Annotated in this window: 17 protein-coding genes; 15 read left to right on the top strand and 2 right to left on the bottom strand. The window is 52.1% G+C overall.

The window, feature by feature from the left end; translation table 11 throughout:
- Window positions 1–5 precede the first annotated feature (5 nt).
- The 15 genes from FYJ64_RS00245 (at window position 6) to FYJ64_RS00175 (ending at window position 14,227) form a co-directional block, all read left to right on the top strand.
- Window positions 6–629 (top strand): CYTH domain-containing protein, encoded by a 624-nt coding sequence (locus FYJ64_RS00245; protein ID WP_154573249.1) that lies wholly within the window; start codon window positions 6–8, stop codon window positions 627–629.
- 154 nt (window positions 630–783) lie between these two features.
- Window positions 784–2,151 (top strand): trigger factor, encoded by a 1,368-nt coding sequence (tig, locus tag FYJ64_RS00240; RefSeq protein WP_154573248.1) that lies wholly within the window; start codon window positions 784–786, stop codon window positions 2,149–2,151.
- A gap of 17 nt (window positions 2,152–2,168) precedes the next feature.
- Window positions 2,169–2,750 (top strand): ATP-dependent Clp endopeptidase proteolytic subunit ClpP, encoded by a 582-nt coding sequence (gene clpP, locus FYJ64_RS00235; RefSeq protein WP_154573247.1) that lies wholly within the window; start codon window positions 2,169–2,171, stop codon window positions 2,748–2,750.
- A 10-nt stretch (window positions 2,751–2,760) separates the two neighbouring features.
- Window positions 2,761–4,056 carry an ATP-dependent Clp protease ATP-binding subunit ClpX gene (gene clpX / locus FYJ64_RS00230; RefSeq protein WP_154573246.1) on the top strand — a complete coding sequence of 432 codons (1,296 nt, stop codon included), beginning with the start codon at window positions 2,761–2,763 and terminating at the stop codon, window positions 4,054–4,056.
- A gap of 93 nt (window positions 4,057–4,149) precedes the next feature.
- A complete protein-coding gene (gene lon / locus FYJ64_RS00225) occupies window positions 4,150–6,501 on the top strand; it encodes an endopeptidase La (protein WP_154573624.1) in 2,352 nt (783 codons plus the stop codon).
- Between the two features lie 8 nt (window positions 6,502–6,509).
- Window positions 6,510–7,100, top strand: coding sequence for a ribosome biogenesis GTP-binding protein YihA/YsxC (gene yihA, locus FYJ64_RS00220; protein ID WP_154573245.1), 591 nt, complete (start codon window positions 6,510–6,512; stop codon window positions 7,098–7,100).
- The gene (locus FYJ64_RS00215) at window positions 7,101–7,451 is read left to right on the top strand and encodes a YkvA family protein (RefSeq protein ID WP_075711756.1); all 351 of its coding nucleotides are present in this window, start codon (window positions 7,101–7,103) and stop codon (window positions 7,449–7,451) included.
- An 8-nt stretch (window positions 7,452–7,459) separates the two neighbouring features.
- On the top strand, window positions 7,460–7,996 hold the full coding sequence (hpt, locus tag FYJ64_RS00210; protein ID WP_154573244.1) for a hypoxanthine phosphoribosyltransferase: 537 nt from the start codon (window positions 7,460–7,462) through the stop codon (window positions 7,994–7,996).
- 201 nt (window positions 7,997–8,197) lie between these two features.
- Complete coding sequence (gene pduL / locus FYJ64_RS00205; protein WP_206045485.1) at window positions 8,198–8,779, top strand: phosphate propanoyltransferase; 582 nt, start codon at window positions 8,198–8,200, stop codon at window positions 8,777–8,779.
- Window positions 8,780–8,835: 56 nt separating this feature from the next.
- Window positions 8,836–9,378, top strand: coding sequence for a DJ-1 family glyoxalase III (locus tag FYJ64_RS00200; RefSeq protein WP_154573242.1), 543 nt, complete (start codon window positions 8,836–8,838; stop codon window positions 9,376–9,378).
- Window positions 9,379–9,490: 112 nt separating this feature from the next.
- Window positions 9,491–10,300 (top strand): PHP domain-containing protein, encoded by an 810-nt coding sequence (locus FYJ64_RS00195; RefSeq protein WP_154573241.1) that lies wholly within the window; start codon window positions 9,491–9,493, stop codon window positions 10,298–10,300.
- A 39-nt stretch (window positions 10,301–10,339) separates the two neighbouring features.
- Entirely contained in the window at window positions 10,340–10,903 is a 564-nt protein-coding gene (locus FYJ64_RS00190; RefSeq protein ID WP_154573240.1) for a glycerol-3-phosphate responsive antiterminator, read from the top strand.
- 46 nt (window positions 10,904–10,949) lie between these two features.
- Window positions 10,950–12,620, top strand: a complete 1,671-nt coding sequence (locus tag FYJ64_RS00185; RefSeq protein ID WP_154573239.1) for an MBL fold metallo-hydrolase RNA specificity domain-containing protein — start codon at window positions 10,950–10,952, stop codon at window positions 12,618–12,620.
- A 204-nt stretch (window positions 12,621–12,824) separates the two neighbouring features.
- Entirely contained in the window at window positions 12,825–13,232 is a 408-nt protein-coding gene (locus FYJ64_RS00180; RefSeq protein WP_154573238.1) for a hypothetical protein, read from the top strand.
- A 71-nt stretch (window positions 13,233–13,303) separates the two neighbouring features.
- Window positions 13,304–14,227, top strand: coding sequence for a DUF5688 family protein (locus tag FYJ64_RS00175; protein WP_154573237.1), 924 nt, complete (start codon window positions 13,304–13,306; stop codon window positions 14,225–14,227).
- Between the two features lie 182 nt (window positions 14,228–14,409).
- On the opposite strand, the gene ychF is transcribed toward FYJ64_RS00175, so the two are convergent.
- Both ychF and lgt read right to left on the bottom strand, forming a co-directional pair.
- Window positions 14,410–15,507 (bottom strand): redox-regulated ATPase YchF, encoded by a 1,098-nt coding sequence (gene ychF, locus FYJ64_RS00170; protein WP_154573236.1) that lies wholly within the window; start codon window positions 15,505–15,507, stop codon window positions 14,410–14,412.
- The gene (lgt, locus tag FYJ64_RS00165; protein WP_154573235.1) at window positions 15,504–16,262 is read right to left on the bottom strand and encodes a prolipoprotein diacylglyceryl transferase; all 759 of its coding nucleotides are present in this window, start codon (window positions 16,260–16,262) and stop codon (window positions 15,504–15,506) included. Before lgt ends, ychF begins: the two co-directional genes overlap by 4 nt.
- Window positions 16,263–16,624 lie beyond the last annotated feature (362 nt).

Genomic DNA, 16,624 nt, shown 5'->3' with positions numbered 1-16,624 from the left:
TAAACATGGAAATCGAACTGAAATATTTGATCGGAGAGAACACAGAGATCGATCGGATTTTTAATGACGACTTCATTCAGAGCATCCGGGATGACAAGGACGAGGAAATGATCCGGATGCACGCCGTTTATTACGACACTGAGGATGATGCGCTTGCAGAGCATTGCATCGCGCTTCGCATCCGAAGGGAAAACGACTACTATATTGGAACGCTGAAATGGGACGGCACCAGTGAGAACGGGATGCACCGCCGGCAGGAGGTGAACATTCCGCTGAACGAGGAAGACGTACCGGCTGTGCCGAAAGCGGATATCTTTCAGCCGTGCGGCGAGATTTACGACGAGATCTGCCGGATTCTGAAAGGACGGAAACTGGTACCGCGGGTGGAGATGACTTTTGTACGCAGGCAGATTCGACTGGACACGGGAAAATCCATCTGCGTGCTTTCCGCGGATCAGGGCGAGATTCGGGGCGGAGATCGGGAAATTCCGGTTCGGGAACTGGAAATCGAGCTGCTGACGGGGTCTGAGAAGGAAATTATGGCCATCGGAGACCGGTTATCGGCCGGATACGACCTGAAACCGGAGGATAGGAGCAAGCTGGAGAGGGGTTTCCGGCTGATCCGGTGAAGAAAGTCGATAAATCTTGACCGTTTCAACAAAAATAATGGGTTAAGATGTTTACTTCAGCCGCATTTGAGTGTATAATATTATAATTCATGTGCGGTTTTTTTGTGCCGCCAAATAAATACGACAAGCTTTTAAATTAGGAGGATATACGAGGATGAAAACGACACTTGTCTCGAAGGAAAACAATGAAGCGAAGCTGACGATGGATTTTACAGCAGAGGAATTTGAAGAGGAAGTCAACAAGGTCTACCGGAAAAACCGCAATCAGTTTCAGATAAACGGCTTCAGAAAGGGCAAGGCGCCAAGAAGCATCATCGAGAGGCATTACGGCGAGGGAATTTTTTTCGAGGATGCCATCAATAACATGTTTGGCGATCACTATCCCGGGGCAATAGAAGAATTAGAGCTGGAGGTCATTGACCGTCCCCAGGTGGATTTCAGTGAAATAGGAAAGGGAAAGCCGGTGACCATGACAATTGATGTCAAACTGTTCCCGGTGGTTGAAGTGAAGGACTATAAAGGCATCGAAGTGGAGCAGCTGAAGAGCGACGCTTCTCACGAGGATGTGGAGAAAGAACTCGAGAAACTTCAGAAGAGAAACGCCCGCATGGTTGTCGTTGACAGACCGGCGAAGGACGGCGATACGGTTCTGTTGGATTACGCGGGATTTGTCGGTGACGAGCAGTTTGCCGGCGGAACAGCGGAACGGCAGGAACTGAAGCTGGGATCCGGAACCTTCATCCCCGGATTCGAGGAGCAGCTGATCGGTGCGGTTACCGGTGAGGATAAGGATGTGAACGTCACTTTCCCGGAGGAATACGGCGAGAAATCACTGGCCGGAAAGGATGCGGTGTTCCACTGCAAGATCCACGAGATCAAAGAGGAACAGGTACCGGAGTTGGACGACGAGTTTGCCAAGGATGTAAGCGAATTCGATACTCTTGAGGAACTGAAGGCGAAGACAAAGGAAGATCTGGAGAAGGCCAGAGAAGAACAGTACCGGAACATGGCGAAGGACGCCGTCGTAAATCAGGTCTGGGAAAACAATCATATCGAGGTTCCCGCATCCATGGTGGAGGATGAGATCACACAGATGGCGCAGGAACTGGATCAGCAGCTGAGATATCAGGGACTTTCTCTGGAGCAGTACTGCCAGTTCACCGGTAAGGATATGGCGGGCTTCCGGGAAGACGTCCGGGAGGACGCGGAAAAGAGAGCGGGAACCAGAATCGTTCTGCGCTCCATCGGAGAGGCCGAAAATCTTGAGGTTTCGGACGACGACGTGAATGAGGAGATGAAGCTGGTCGCCGAACAGTACGGAATGGATCAGGACAAGGTTCAGGAAGCGCTGGCGGACAGCATGGACTATTTCCGGAAGGATCTGATGGTGAAAAAGGTAATCGACATGCTCTATGACGAAGCCAATGTCACCATGGTCGACGCACCGGAACCGGAAGTGACCGAGGAGAATAAAGACGTTTCGGAAACCGCGGATGACGCTGCGGCGGAGGAAGAGAAATAAGCGAGGGATAAGAACAAATGGCATTGGTACCTTATGTAATCGAGCAGACCGGTATGGGGGAGAGAAGTTATGATATTTTCTCCCGCCTTCTGAAGGACAGGATCATCTTCCTCGGTGAGGAGATCAATGATGCGGTGGCCAGTGTGGTCACGGCGCAGCTCCTGTTCCTTGAGGCTGAGGATCCGGAAAAGGACATCAGTATCTATATCAACAGTCCGGGCGGTTCCGTCACTGCCGGAATGGCAATCTATGATACGATGAACTATATCAAACCGGATGTCTCCACCATCTGCGTCGGGATGGCGGCCAGCATGGGAGCGTTTCTGCTGTCCTCAGGCGCGAAGGGAAAACGTTATGCGCTTCCGAACGCAGAGGTGCTGATTCACCAGCCGCTGGGAGGCGTGAACGGTCAGGCCTCGGATATCGAGATCCACGCACAGTGGATTGTGAACACCAAGGCGAAACTGAACCGCATTCTCAGTGAGAATACGGGGCAGTCGCTGGAACAGATTGTAAAGGATACGGATAGAGATCACATTATGGAAGCGCAGGAGGCCTGTGAATACGGGCTGATTGATAAAGTCATCGCTTCCAGATAACGAGGGAAAAATGGCTGATAAATTTAATGATTTGACAAATGAACTGAGATGCTCCTTCTGCGGAAAGCCTCAGAGTCAGGTGAGACGGCTGATCGCTGGACCCGGCGTATACATCTGCGACGAGTGCGTTGAAATGTGTACGGACATCATTCGTGAGGCCGCGCTGGAAGCGCAGGAGGGTGAGAACGCATCGGTAGACCGTGACTCCAGAAAGCTTAAGAAGCCGAAGGAGATCTGGCAGACTCTGTCAGATTATGTTATCGGACAGGACGAGGCCAAGAAAGCGCTCGCCGTGGCGGTCTACAATCATTATAAGAGGATTGAGGGTCTTTCCAGAGCGGAGAGCGACAGCGTGGAGCTGCAGAAGAGCAACATCGTGATGATCGGACCGACAGGCTCGGGAAAGACATTGCTGGCGCAGACACTAGCGAAAATCCTGAACGTGCCGTTCGCGATTGCGGATGCAACGGCGCTGACTGAAGCCGGATATGTCGGAGAGGACGTGGAGAACATTCTGCTCCGACTGCTGCAGGCGGCGGACTACGATGTGGAAAAGGCGCAGAGAGGGATTATCTACGTGGATGAGATTGACAAAATCTCCCGGAAAAGCGAGAATCCGTCGATTACACGGGACGTCAGCGGCGAAGGTGTACAGCAGGCGCTGCTGAAGATCCTGGAGGGAACGGTTGCCAATGTGCCGCCGCAGGGCGGACGGAAGCATCCGCACCAGGAATTCATTCAGATTGATACCACCAATATCCTGTTTATTTGCGGAGGAGCCTTCGACGGGCTGGACAAAATTATCCAGAGAAGAATCGGAAACAAGGTCATAGGCTTCAACTCGGATGTGGAGCTGACCAAGGTTGAGGAGAAGGATCTGCTGTCCAGAGTGGAACCGGAGGATCTTCTGAAATTCGGCCTGATTCCGGAGTTTATCGGAAGACTGCCGGTAATCGTCACGCTGGAGGAGCTTACGGAAGAGTCGCTGATCCGCATCATGAAAGAGCCGAAAAACGCGCTGATCCGTCAGTATCAGAAACTGTTCGAGATTGACGGCGTAGAACTGGAGATTGAGGACGGTGCGGTGCAGGAGATCGCCCGCAGGGCAATTGCCAGAAAGACGGGAGCAAGGGGACTTCGCAGTATTTTTGAAAAGGCCATGATGGACATCATGTACGAGATTCCGTCCAGAGACGATATCGAGAAGTGCATTATCACCAGAGAGACGATAGCGGAGCATAAAGCGCCGAATCTGGTATTGAAAAGTGAAAGCAGTAAGAAGGATCCTAAAGCAGATGCATCTTAACAACAGGGCGACGGAATGTCGCCTTTTGCATAATGGAGGGGTTAGATGAACGAAGAATATAAAAATACAGAACAGATGGAGACCCTGGAAGGAATGATACCGGCGGAAGAGGAAGAGTCCCGGGAGGAAGTTGTACGGGAAGTGCTGCCCTGCATTCCGCTGCGGGGAGTTTCCATCTTTCCGCACACCGTTGTGCATTTTGATATCGGCCGAGAGAAATCCATCCGTGCGCTGGAAAATGCCATGGCTTCCGACAAACTGATGTTCGTGGCGACGCAGAAGGATGAGAATATCCTGATTCCGAAGGTCGAGGATATGTATGAAATCGGCACTGTGGTGCGTGTCAAGCAGATGCTGAAAATTCAGGGAGATGCCGTTCGCGTACTTGTGGAAGGAATCTGCCGCGGCAGCATCGATCAGGTAATAACAGAAGAAACTTATATTTCCGCAACAATCAACCGTCTGGAGGAGGACATTCGCGAGGAAGAACTATCGCTGGAGGATAAGGCCGCGATGCGCATCATCCGAGAGGAATTTGTGGAATACGCAGCGCTGACCTCACAGATTACAGACGAGGTGGTCGACAAGACACTGGCAGTCACAGAACCCGGGCCCATGATTGACAAAATCGCCAATGAGCTCTTTGTCAGCTGCGCAAGAAAACAAAACATTCTGGGTGAACTGAATTTCTCCGAAAGACTGAAGGCACTGACAGAGTTAATCGGAGAGGAAAACGAGATCGCTGTGATTGAGAAGGAACTTTCGCAGAAGGTCAAAGAGAATATCGACAACGGACAGAGGGAATACTTCCTCCGGGAGAAGCTGAAAGCGATCCAGACAGAACTGGGCGTTGAGGAGGATGCCGGTGCGGAGTCTGCGGAATGGCTGGAGAAACTGGACGAATTGAAGCTGGATGAGAAGGTGGACGAGAAGGTTCGCAAGGAAATCAGCAAGTTCTCCAAGATGATGCCATCTTCGGCAGAGAGCTCGGTAATCCGCAATTATGTGGAAACCATTCTCGATCTGCCCTGGAACAAATCCTCCCGGGTGAATTCCAATCTGAAGAAGGCGGAGAAGATACTGGAGGAGGATCACTACGGCATGAAAAAGGTCAAGGAACGCATCCTGGAGTACCTGGCAGTGGTGCATCTGTCCAAAGCTATACGGGGTCCGATTCTGTGCCTTGTAGGGCCGCCGGGAGTCGGAAAGACGTCTATCGCCAGATCCATTGCGAGAGCGACGGGAAGAGAGTTCATCCGTATGTCGCTGGGTGGCGTCCGGGATGAGGCGGAGATCCGCGGTCACAGAAGAACCTACATCGGCGCGATTCCGGGCAGGGTAATCAACGGAATCAAGGACGCCGGAACGAACAATCCGCTGTTCCTATTTGACGAGGTGGACAAAATAGGTGCGGACTTCCGGGGGGATCCGGCTTCGGCACTGCTGGAGGTCCTGGATCCTGAGCAGAACAATACCTTCACCGACCATTTTCTGGAGATCCCCTTTGACCTGAGCAAGGTCATGTTCATCACCACAGCCAATTCGGTGGATACGATACCGGAGCCGTTGCTGGACAGAATGGAAGTGATCGAGGTTCCCGGGTATACGGAACAGGAAAAGGTGAAAATCGCTCAGAAATACCTTATCCCGAAGGAAATCAAGGCTAACGGTCTGAAAAAGGAAAATATCAGGATCTCGGAGAACGCTCTTCACGATCTTGTGAACTACTATACGAGAGAGTCCGGCGTCAGGAACCTAGAACGGAGCATAGGAAGCGTCTGCCGAAAGGTGGCCAGAAGAGTGGTGACTGAAAAGGGCAGAACCTACAATGTGACCCCGCGAAATCTGGAGCGCTATATGGGGAAACACATCTTCCATTATGACGTACTGGAGGGCGAAAATCCCATCGGCGTAACCACCGGAATGGCCTGGACCCGCGTTGGCGGCGACACGCTGAAAATCGAGACTTCGGTGGTCCCGGGGACAGGAAAGCTGAACCTGACGGGCCAGTTGGGCGACGTGATGCAGGAATCGGCGAAGATCGGCGTCAGTTATGTGCGCAGTATCGCAAGCCGGTACGGTATCGAAGAAGATTTTTACAAAAAGTATGATATGCACATCCATGTACCTGAGGGCGCCGTTCCCAAGGACGGCCCGTCGGCGGGAGTTACCATGTGCACCAGTGTGGTTTCTGCGCTGACAAAGACTCCCGTTGACCGCGAAATTGCCATGACCGGCGAGATTACGCTTAGGGGGAAGGTTTTGCCGGTAGGCGGTATCCGTGAGAAGGTTCTGGCTGCGCACCGGGCAGGAATCCGGAAGATTCTTCTGCCGAAGGAAAATGCCAGAGACATCGACGAAATTCCTCAGAGCGTAAGACGCGACCTGGATTTTGTGCTGATCGAAGATGTGAAAGAGGCGCTGGAGAACGCCCTTGTTAAATAGAACGGGAAATGCTAAAAATCAATAAATCAGAACTGGAGGCCGTTGCGGTACGTCCGGCTCAGTACCCGCCGGACGGCTCGGCAGAAATCGCTTTCGCCGGCCGCTCCAATGTGGGAAAATCATCACTTTTGAATCTGCTGACCGGCCGAAAAAACCTTGCGAGGGTTTCGGGCGCGCCGGGAAAGACGAGGACCATCAATTTTTATCGGATTAATGACCGGTTCCGTATCGTGGATCTTCCGGGATACGGATACGCGAAGGTGTCAAAGTCCGTGACAGAGGACTGGGGACAGATGATGGAAAGGTATCTCGGCACCCGGGAGGGGCTGCGGTGCGTGATACAGCTGGTGGATATCCGGCACGCACCCACCCGCCAGGATCTGCAGATGTACGAGTATCTCCGCCATTACGGTCTGGACGGGATCGTCGTGGCGACCAAGGCCGATAAGGTCAGCCGGAATGAACAGGCGAAGAACCTCGCCGGGATCCGGAAAGAGCTGAAGCTCGGGCCGGAGGATATTCTCCTTCCGGTATCCGCGCTGAAACGAACCGGCACAGAACAGCTTCTGGACGTGATCGAAAAGGTTCTGGAGGAATAGATGAATTACCTTGGATTGCGGATCCTGCTGAACAGGCTTCGGGTCATTCCCTATTTTCTCAGGGATAAGACAGTCAAAAAAAGAAAAAAACTGCTGGTGATCTTCGGAATCATCTATGTCCTGGCACCCATCGATCTGATTCCGGTATTTCCCCTTGACGATATCATCCTGTGGATTTTCATCATCTGGAATCTGAAAGATGAGCTGGATATTTACTGGAAGGGGGATAAAAACGGAGATCTGTCAAAAAAATTCCGTGACAAGAATATAGTGGATGGTGTAGAATTTAGTGTAGTGGACGATGACAGCAGGGAAGATGAAACGGGGCCGGAGACGGATCCCGGGAAGTAGGAGAGAGTATGGCGAAAGAAATCGTCGGAAATATTTTATATACAGAAAAAGACATTCAGAAGCGTGCGAAGGAACTGGGAAAGCAGATCTCCAGGGATTATGAAGGGCAGGAACTGATCATGCTCGGAACGCTGAAGGGTGCGGTCATGTGGATGAGCGAGCTGATGAAATATGTGACGTGCGACGTGAAAATCGATTTTGTGTCAGCGTCCAGCTACGGCTCCAGCACCACGAGTTCCGGAATCGTCAAGATTACAAAGGATATCGATATGAATATCTATGACAAGAATGTTCTGATCATCGAGGACATCGTGGACACCGGGACGACCCTGAAGTATCTGAAGGAGTACCTTTCCGACCGGAATCCCCGATCTGTCCGAATCTGCACCATGCTGGACAAGCCGTCCCGCCGCAAGAATGATCTTGTGGCCGACTATATCGGCTTCGAGGTTGAGGACCTGTTCATAATCGGTTACGGACTGGACTACGACCAGAAATACAGAAACCTGCCGTATATCAGTTATCTGGAATCGACAGGCATCTGATTTCCTGAAGTCCGGAACAGGCCCGGCTGCTAAGCCCGACCGCGGTTTCCCGGAACCCGGATGATCCGGCTTTTGGGTCGGTCGAAATTAAACTGAAAGTGTCTGCGCTGCGCGCCCGCATATCCGCGGGAACGGAATAATACGGACCGGCGCACTCCAAAATATAATTTTATCCAATGAAAAGAGAGAGAGGTAATGACAATGGGTTACAAAATCAAGGTGAATGCTTCAAACAAGCACATCCACCTGGATCAGGAAGATCTGGACACATTATTCGGCAAAGGCTACGAGTTGACGCTCAAGAAGGAACTGATTCAGCCGGGTCAGTTTGCTTCCGAGGAAAAGGTTGACATCGTCGGCCCCAAGACCACATTCAAGGGAATCCGCGTTCTCGGGCCATGCCGTAAGGATACACAGCTGGAACTTGCATTGACAGACTGCAGACAGATTGGAATCGACGCTCCCATCCGGGAATCAGGAGATGTTCAGGGAACGCCGGGATGTAAGATTATCGGACCGAAGGGAGAGGTTGATCTGGAATACGGCGTAATCGTTGCCAAGAGACATGCTCACTTCCATCCGAGTCAGGCAGAGCCTCTCGGAATCAAGGACGGACAGATTCTGAAACTGAAAATCGAGACTCCGGACAGAACCACCATCTACGATGATGTCGTTGCAAGAGTCAAAGACTACTATACCGCAGAGGTCCATGTGGATACAGATGAAGCAAACGCCGCGGCAATGGGCGGCGGCATTGAAGGAGAAATTCTTCTGGACGAGTGAGAAAAAACGACGGGGATAGGCATTCTTTGCCTATCCCGTTGTTTGTAGGAGGAACCATGGTTTATTTAATGCTTGCGGAAGGCTTTGAGGAGGTCGAGGCGGTCACCGTGGCTGATCTTCTCAGGAGAGCGGAAATTGAGGTAAGCACCGTATCAGTTTCCGGAAACAAAGAAGTATCCGGTTCTCACGGAATCAGTGTACGGGCAGATCTGGAACTATCGGAGGCAGAGCTTACAACGGCCGAAATGGTGGTGCTCCCCGGTGGAATGCCGGGAACCGTAAACCTTGCATCCTGCCGCCCGCTGACCGACGCCCTGCTTGAGCGGGCCGGAAACAGGAGGCCGGTGGCAGCCATCTGCGCCGCGCCGATGGTTCTGGGTCAGCTCGGTATTCTGAAGGGGAAAAGAGCCACGATATACCGGGGAATGGAAGCTGAGCTCTGCGGTGCGGAGCCGGTGAACGAGAAGGTAGTGACTGATGATTTTGTGATCACGTCGCAGGGACCGGGAACCGCGATGGATTTCGGTCTGGCGCTGATTGCGTTCCTGAAGGACAAAACAGCCGCGGAGGAGGTCCGCGAAGGTCTTCTGTACAGATAACACAGATGAGAGGGCGGATGACCTTGCGGCAGGCCGCCGAATATACTCTTTGTCTTACAGATATTTCAGGCGCATTCGACGGCAGAACACGCAGTATAATAGGAGAGCGAAAATGGGACTGAAAATGGATCTTCATATCCATTCAACCTGCTCGGACGGGACGATGACGCCGGTAGAGCTGGTGAGAAAATATTATCAGGAGGAGTACGGGCTGATCGCGCTGACCGATCACGACGGCATCGACGGCATAAAGACAGCGCAGATCGCCGGCGAAGCACTGGGAATCAGTGTCATCTCCGGAATTGAACTCGGAACGGAACTGCCGGACGGCCCGGAACTCCATATTCTGGGCTATTACATCGATATCGGGAATCCGGCGCTGAACGAGACACTTGCGGAACTGAGGAAGACCCGGGCGGAACGGAACAGAAAACTTCTGGATGTGCTCCGTTCGATGGGATACGATCTGACGGAGGAGGATCTGAAACAGCGCCCTGATCAGGTTTACGTGGGGAAGCCGAATTTCGCGCTTGCCCTGCAGAAGAAGGGCTATGTGAAGTCACCGGAAGATGCATTTGCACCGGGAAAATTTCTTGAATCGCCGGAAGCCAAGGCTGTCAGACGTGAACGGATCACAGCACAAAAGGCGATTGAGTTAATTAACGGAGCGGGAGGAATCGCTTCTCTGGCGCATCCGATGAAAATAAAAGGCATCGGCGAGAAAGGCTCGGAAGACTTCTGCCGCCGCCTGGAGGAAATTGTGAAGCAGCTGAAAAAGGCGGGGCTCAAGGGTCTCGAATGCTTCCATCCGTCTGCGACTCACGAGCAGGGGATTGCGCTGGTGAAGCTGGCGGAGAAATATAAGCTGCACGTCACTGAGGGATCGGATTATCACGGTCCGGAGTTTGAACCACATCAGTAATTGTATGAAATGCCAGAAACCAAAAGGAGATGATGAGACATGGCAGAGGTAAATTTCATCAGGCACAAAATCGCGGCGGCGATACGGACAGAAAAGGATTTCAGCGCTGCACTCCGGTCGGAGGTGGATATGATTTTCCTGCTTCATTCGAATATCATGACGTTGACGCCCAGCATCCGGGAGATCCACAGTGCGGGCAAAAAGGCCTTTGTGCACGTGGACTTCGCTGAGGGCATCGGAAAGGATCGCGCGGGGCTGGAATACCTGAAGAAACAGGGAGTGGATGGGATCTGCACGACCCGCACCAACCTGGTGAAGATCGCGAAGGACCTGGGAATGATCACCGTTCAGCGTTTTTTTATGATCGATTCTCATTCTGTGGGAACGTCGCTGGATTCCATCAAAATCTCCAGACCGGACATCGTTGAGATTATGCCGGCTATTGTAACAAAGAAAATCAGTGAATTCTCTTCACTGGTTCAGGTTCCCGTCATCGCGGGCGGACTTGTGGAAACAAAAGAAGAAGTCAAGGCGGCCCTGGAGGCGGGTGCGTCGGTGGTGTCCACCGGTGAGACCGGACTCTGGACGCTGAATATAGATTAGAATATAATCGCTGAAGCGGATTGAAACAAACCTGGAGGTGACTACTATGAAAATCATGTTCTGCGGAGCGACTACGGGAGTTACAGGTTCCTGTCATCTTCTGAAGACGGAGAACCATAATGTACTTCTCGATTGCGGGCAGTTTCAGGGAGGGAAGGCGCAGGAGGCCTTGAACGCTGATCCGTTCCCGTTTGAGCCGTCCGAGGTCGAATGCATGATACTGAGTCATGCGCATATCGATCACTGCGGGCGGATTCCCCTGCTGGTAAAAAGAGGTTTTCGGGGCAAGATCTATTGCACGGATGCGACAGCCGACCTGCTGGAAGTCATGCTGCTGGACAGCGCGCATATTCACGAAATGGACGCGCAGTGGCAGAGTAAGCGAAATCTGAGAGCCGGAAAACCGCCGATTGATCCTTTGTACACCACGGAAGACGCACAAGAGGCCCTGAAATATGTGGAACCGATTTTATACGATCAGCAGATCCGTCTCAACGACGATATGAAAATTGTGTTCAATGACGCCGGTCATATCCTGGGCTCCGCAATTACGGAGATATGGGTCACTGAAGGGGAACGGGAGAGTAAGATCGTGTTCTCCGGAGACCTGGGGATGAAGAATCGTCCGATTCTGAGAGATCCGGTCACGATTAAAAAAGCGGACTGTGTGATCATGGAGACGACATACGGGAACCGCAACCATGCGCAGAATTCCATGAGCGTCAAACAGCTGATCGATATCATTCTGAAAACGACCAGACGGGGCGGAACCGTGGTGATTCCGTCTTTTGCGGTCGGACGGACTCAGGAACTGATTTATGAACTCAACCGGTTTTATGAGAAGTCCAGCCCGGATTACCGCCAGGAACTGGATAAAGTCGATGTGATCGTGGACAGTCCGATGGCGACCACGGCCACGGAGGTTTTCCGCAACAACGCACAGGTTTTTGACGAGGAGACAAAGGCTTACATTATGAAGGGCGATAACCCGCTGGATTTCAAGAATCTCCGTTTTACCAGGAGTACGGAGGAATCCAGAGCGCTGAACACGGATCACACACCCAAGGTGATTATATCTGCCAGCGGAATGTGCGAGGCAGGCCGGATCCGTCATCATCTCAAGCATAATCTGTGGGACGCCAGAAACAGCGTGATCTTTGTGGGATATCAGGGCGAAGGAACGCTGGGTCGCTCCCTGATCGAAGGGAAAAAGGATATCACGCTCTTCGGTGAGGAGGTTCACGTCAACGCGGAGATCTATAATCTGGAAGGCTTTTCCGGCCATGCAGACCAGAACGGTCTGCTGGAGTGGATCAGCGGATTTCAGCAGCCGCCGCGGCAGATCTTCCTGGTTCACGGCGAAGAACAGTCCAAAAAGGATTTCGCTAAACTGATTCACGACAAGCTGGGATATGATCCCATCCCGGTTCTGGGGAACTCTGAGTTCGAACTGGATATGAATGATGTTCGCGTGCTGAATATGACGGAAGCGGTACAGACTGCCGCTGAGGATGAGGACGTGCAGAAGGTTCGCAGCAAAATTTCGGAAATCGAAACGGAGTTGGAAGGAATTCTCTACAACACCAGTCTGGCAATGAGTCAGTCTATGTCGGAGGAGAAACTGGTCCGGATCAACAATGTTGTTCAGGAACTGGAGAAGGCAACGATCAATCTGGGTACCGCAGTCAATCAGCGTGAGGAGCCGCCTCGGCCGTAACGGCAGCCGGAAACGCCGCGAACCTCGACCGTAACTACCTGAAATGCGACAGCTGCGGGAGAAATACCGGCACGGCTCTGAGAAAATGATTGACTTTGACAATACATCTATGGCATAGTAGTTTCCACAAAGAGTGCGGCGCCGCCATTGGAACTTCCGACGGGAGGTTTCGTGTACATAATATTAATAAAAGGAGGAAGTATTATGGCAAGAGAATGGCAGCAGCGTAGATTCGCGGAATATGTAATGCCGGATGCGGTGTATTATCAGAGCCTGTGGGCAGTTCGGGATCTGGCGAGGATGGAGAAGCGGGTCAGAGAACTGGATCGGGAAATTACAGGCGACGGCTGCAGCGCCAGTATTGTCCGAGAAGGCCGGCGGGATTATGCTGCGATCCGGCCGACGGAGAAGAAGGCAGTGGAGAAGATTACGCTGGAGAAGCGGGTGGAGGCCATCCGCAGGGCGCTGGATACAGTGCCGGAGAATTATCGTGATTTTGTGTATGCGAACATTGTGTACAAAAAACAGCCGGTCGGGTACCAGACGAAAATCTGGAAGATATGGAAACAGCGGTTTCTGTTCCATGTTGCCAGGAATCTGTCGATGATGTAATTTTATTACATATCTGACAAAAAAAGTATTGTAAGGGGACGAAAATCGTGCTATGATAATACTGTAGATAAATGGAACTGATAACGAAAGGAGGAAACTCCTGCGTGGAAAAGGACTGTCTCAGGATGGTCCTTTTTCTGTTGCGGGAAAATGCTATGGACTATCAGAAATTCAGGGATGAAATCGTGAAAAAGATTCGCGGGTATCTGCCGGAGGAGTATGCCGGATGGGAGATGAAAGTGGAATTCATCCGCACGAGGCGCGGCCGGCGTGAGGCTGTTCTGATTGGAAGCGGTGAAGACGGAACTGCCGTGCCGACTCTCTATATCGATATGCTGTATGAGTGGTATCAGTCCTGCGGGAGTTTGGAAAAAACGCTGCGCTTTGCCGCAGAATTCTATGTCAGCGGCATGAGGTACGGACGGGCCATGTCAGAATGTATGCGGCCGGAACCCCGAGAGGATGGAATCATTATGGCGCTGATCAATACGGAGCGGAACAGGGAACTTCTTTCGGATGTGCCGAACCGCTCCTGTCACGACATGTCGATCATCTATCGCTATATGATTCCGCTTCCGGATCGGTCATTTAATGCGGTTACAATCACAAATGCGCTGGCGGAGCGCGAGGGACTCAGTGAAGAACGTCTGTACGAGCTCGCGATGGAAAACACCCCCAGAATGCTGCCGCTCTACACTGAAAACATCGGCGAAAACATCAATGTGCTGAGCAATGACCGGGGAATCATCGGAGCGGCCGCCATGCTTTACCGCGAGTCGCTGGCGAACATTTCAGAGATGATGGAATCGGATCTGTATGTGATTCCGTCATCTGTCCATGAGATTATTACACTGCCGGTAGAGGATGCGTCTGCGGACAAGCTGAGGAAGATGATCTACGAGGCGAACCGTACCGTTCTTGAGGCGGGGGACATGCTGTCTGATACACTGTATTATTACAGCAGGGAGAACAAAACAATGAGGCCCGCACTGTGATAAAATCAGTGTCCGCGCATCAAGTCTCCGTCGGACTTAATGGAAGGCGCTGGGGGAAGGTCTTCTGCAGCGCCGCGGTGCACAATCCGGTGGAAGTGTGCACCGGATTGTGCACCGGGCGGACAACTATTAAACTCCGCGGGCTGCGGATTCAATGTGCGTAGGTGCAGGATTAATGCGGATTACACGTTGAACAGGAAGGTGATGATATCTCCGTCCTTTACGATGTATTCTTTGCCCTCTGAGCGCAGCAGGCCTTTCTCGCGGGCTTTCGTCATACTTCCGTCGCATTCTGCCATCAGCGTATCGTAGTTGATGGTTTCGGCGCGAATGAAACCTTTCTCAAAGTCAGTATGGATTTTTCCCGCAGCCTGCGGAGCCTTCGTTCCGTTGGTAATGGTCCAGGCCCGCGTCTCGTCGGAGCCGGTGGTCAGGAAAGAAATCAGATTCAGCAGGCGGTAGGAGGCCTTGATAAGCTTGTCCAGACCGGATTCGTCGATATTCAGTTCCTCCAGGAAAAGCGCCTTTTCGTCGTCGTCCAGCTCGGAGATCTCCTGTTCGATTTCCGCGCAGATTACGACTGCCTCCGCACCTTCCCCTGCGGCAAATTCGCGGACGGCGGTCACGTATTCGTTTTCGCTGCCGTCTGCGGCGTCTTCCTCGGAGACGTTTGCAACATAGATGATCGGTTTATAGGAGAGAAGATCCAGAGTCCGGACGAAGTCTGCCTCGTCTTCGTCCAGTTCCATCGCGCGGGCAGAGGTTCCGCTGCTGAGGAAATCGTAGACCTTCTTCAGGATTTCCAGTTCTCCAGCCAGTGCTTTGTCGTAACGGGAGCCTTTTTCCGTTTTCGCGATGCGCCGCTCCAGAAGTTCCATATCCGACAGGATCAGCTCAGTGTTGATGGTTTCAATGTCGCTCAGCGGATCAATTTTTCCGGACACGTGAACGATGTTTTCGTTCTCAAAGCAGCGGACGACGTGGACGATAGCGGCGACTTCGCGTATATGTCCCAGGAATTTGTTTCCGAGACCCTCGCCTTTCGATGCGCCCTTGACCAGCCCCGCGATATCGCAGAATTCTATGGTGGTATAAATCGTCTTTTTTGATTTATTCAGATCTGAAAGGACGCGGATTCGCTGATCCGGAACTGTGACGACACCGACATTGGGTTCGATGGTGCAGAACGGGTAGTTCGCCGCTTCCGCACCGGCCTTTGTTATCGCGTTAAACAGCGTGCTTTTGCCTACGTTCGGCAGGCCGACGATTCCTAATTTCATTCTTGTATGCTCCTTTGCTGAATTTCTTTGTAGTTTAGTACGAGATATAGGATGAGGCAGGCGATGAAAACGACCGCGCTCAGAACCTGAGCCTGGCGGAAAGGCCCGATCATCAGGCTATCCGTTCGCAGATGCTCCACACAGAACCGCTCGACTGAATAGAGCATTCCGTAGAGCAGCGCGATCTGACCGGGAAATTTCCGCCGCCGGTCAACCCACAGAAGGAACAGAAACAGCAGAAAACACCAGATCGATTCGTAGAGAAAGGTGGGGTGAACTGCCTGCCCGTTCACGATAATTGCCCAGGGAAGGTCAGTGGGACCGCCGTGCGCCTCAGAATTGAAAAAATTTCCCCACCGTCCTATGGATTGCGCCAATGCCACTGACGGAAAAATCAGATCGGCCAGTTCGAGAAACGGGATGTTTCTTCTATGACAGAAAACCAGAGCAACGATGAGACCGCAGATCAGTCCGCCGTGGATTGCCAGTCCGCCATTCCTGATATGAAGGATCTCGGCCCAATTTTCCCGGTAAAGATCCCAACGGAAAATCACGTAGTAGAGTCGTGCACCGACAATGGAAACGGGAATCATCCATAAAGCGAAGTCGATGATGCTGTCGCTCTGAATGCCGTGCTGCGGTGCTCTTTTATAGCACAAAAGAATGGCCAGGATAAATCCTGTGCCGATTAGTATACCATACCACATGATGTCGATGCCCGCAATCGTAAAAGCGACCGGCCCGGGTGATGTCATGATGTGCCTCCTGTATAATGGGAATTCGTTTTAATGCATGCCGGCGTACATTGTACATTGCATCTGACGGATGCATGACAGTCAACTGGTGCGGGTCGGCGACTGCCGCCTGAGGTGTACGCGGCACTGCAGCAAGTACTCTGCACGCACGATTAAGCCCGACGGGGCTCAATCGGTACGCACTTATTATACCGCGGCAGACCGTGGAATTCAAGAGGCACGGGAAGCTGGGACGTAAGGCAATGAAATTCGGTGAGTGCAGCAAAGAAACGAACGAAACGACTGAGTGTAGGACGCATCAGATGTATCATATTGCGGACGTTTTCGTTGACAGAAACGGCTTCTTTACTGTGTTGTCGAGC

The sequence above is a fragment of the Hornefia butyriciproducens genome, assembly GCF_009695915.1.
Taxonomy (GTDB): Bacteria; Bacillota; Clostridia; order Peptostreptococcales; family Anaerovoracaceae; genus Aminicella; species Aminicella butyriciproducens.
The sequence above is the reverse complement of the archived record's forward strand: the minus strand, read 5'-3'. Positions and strand labels throughout refer to the sequence as shown.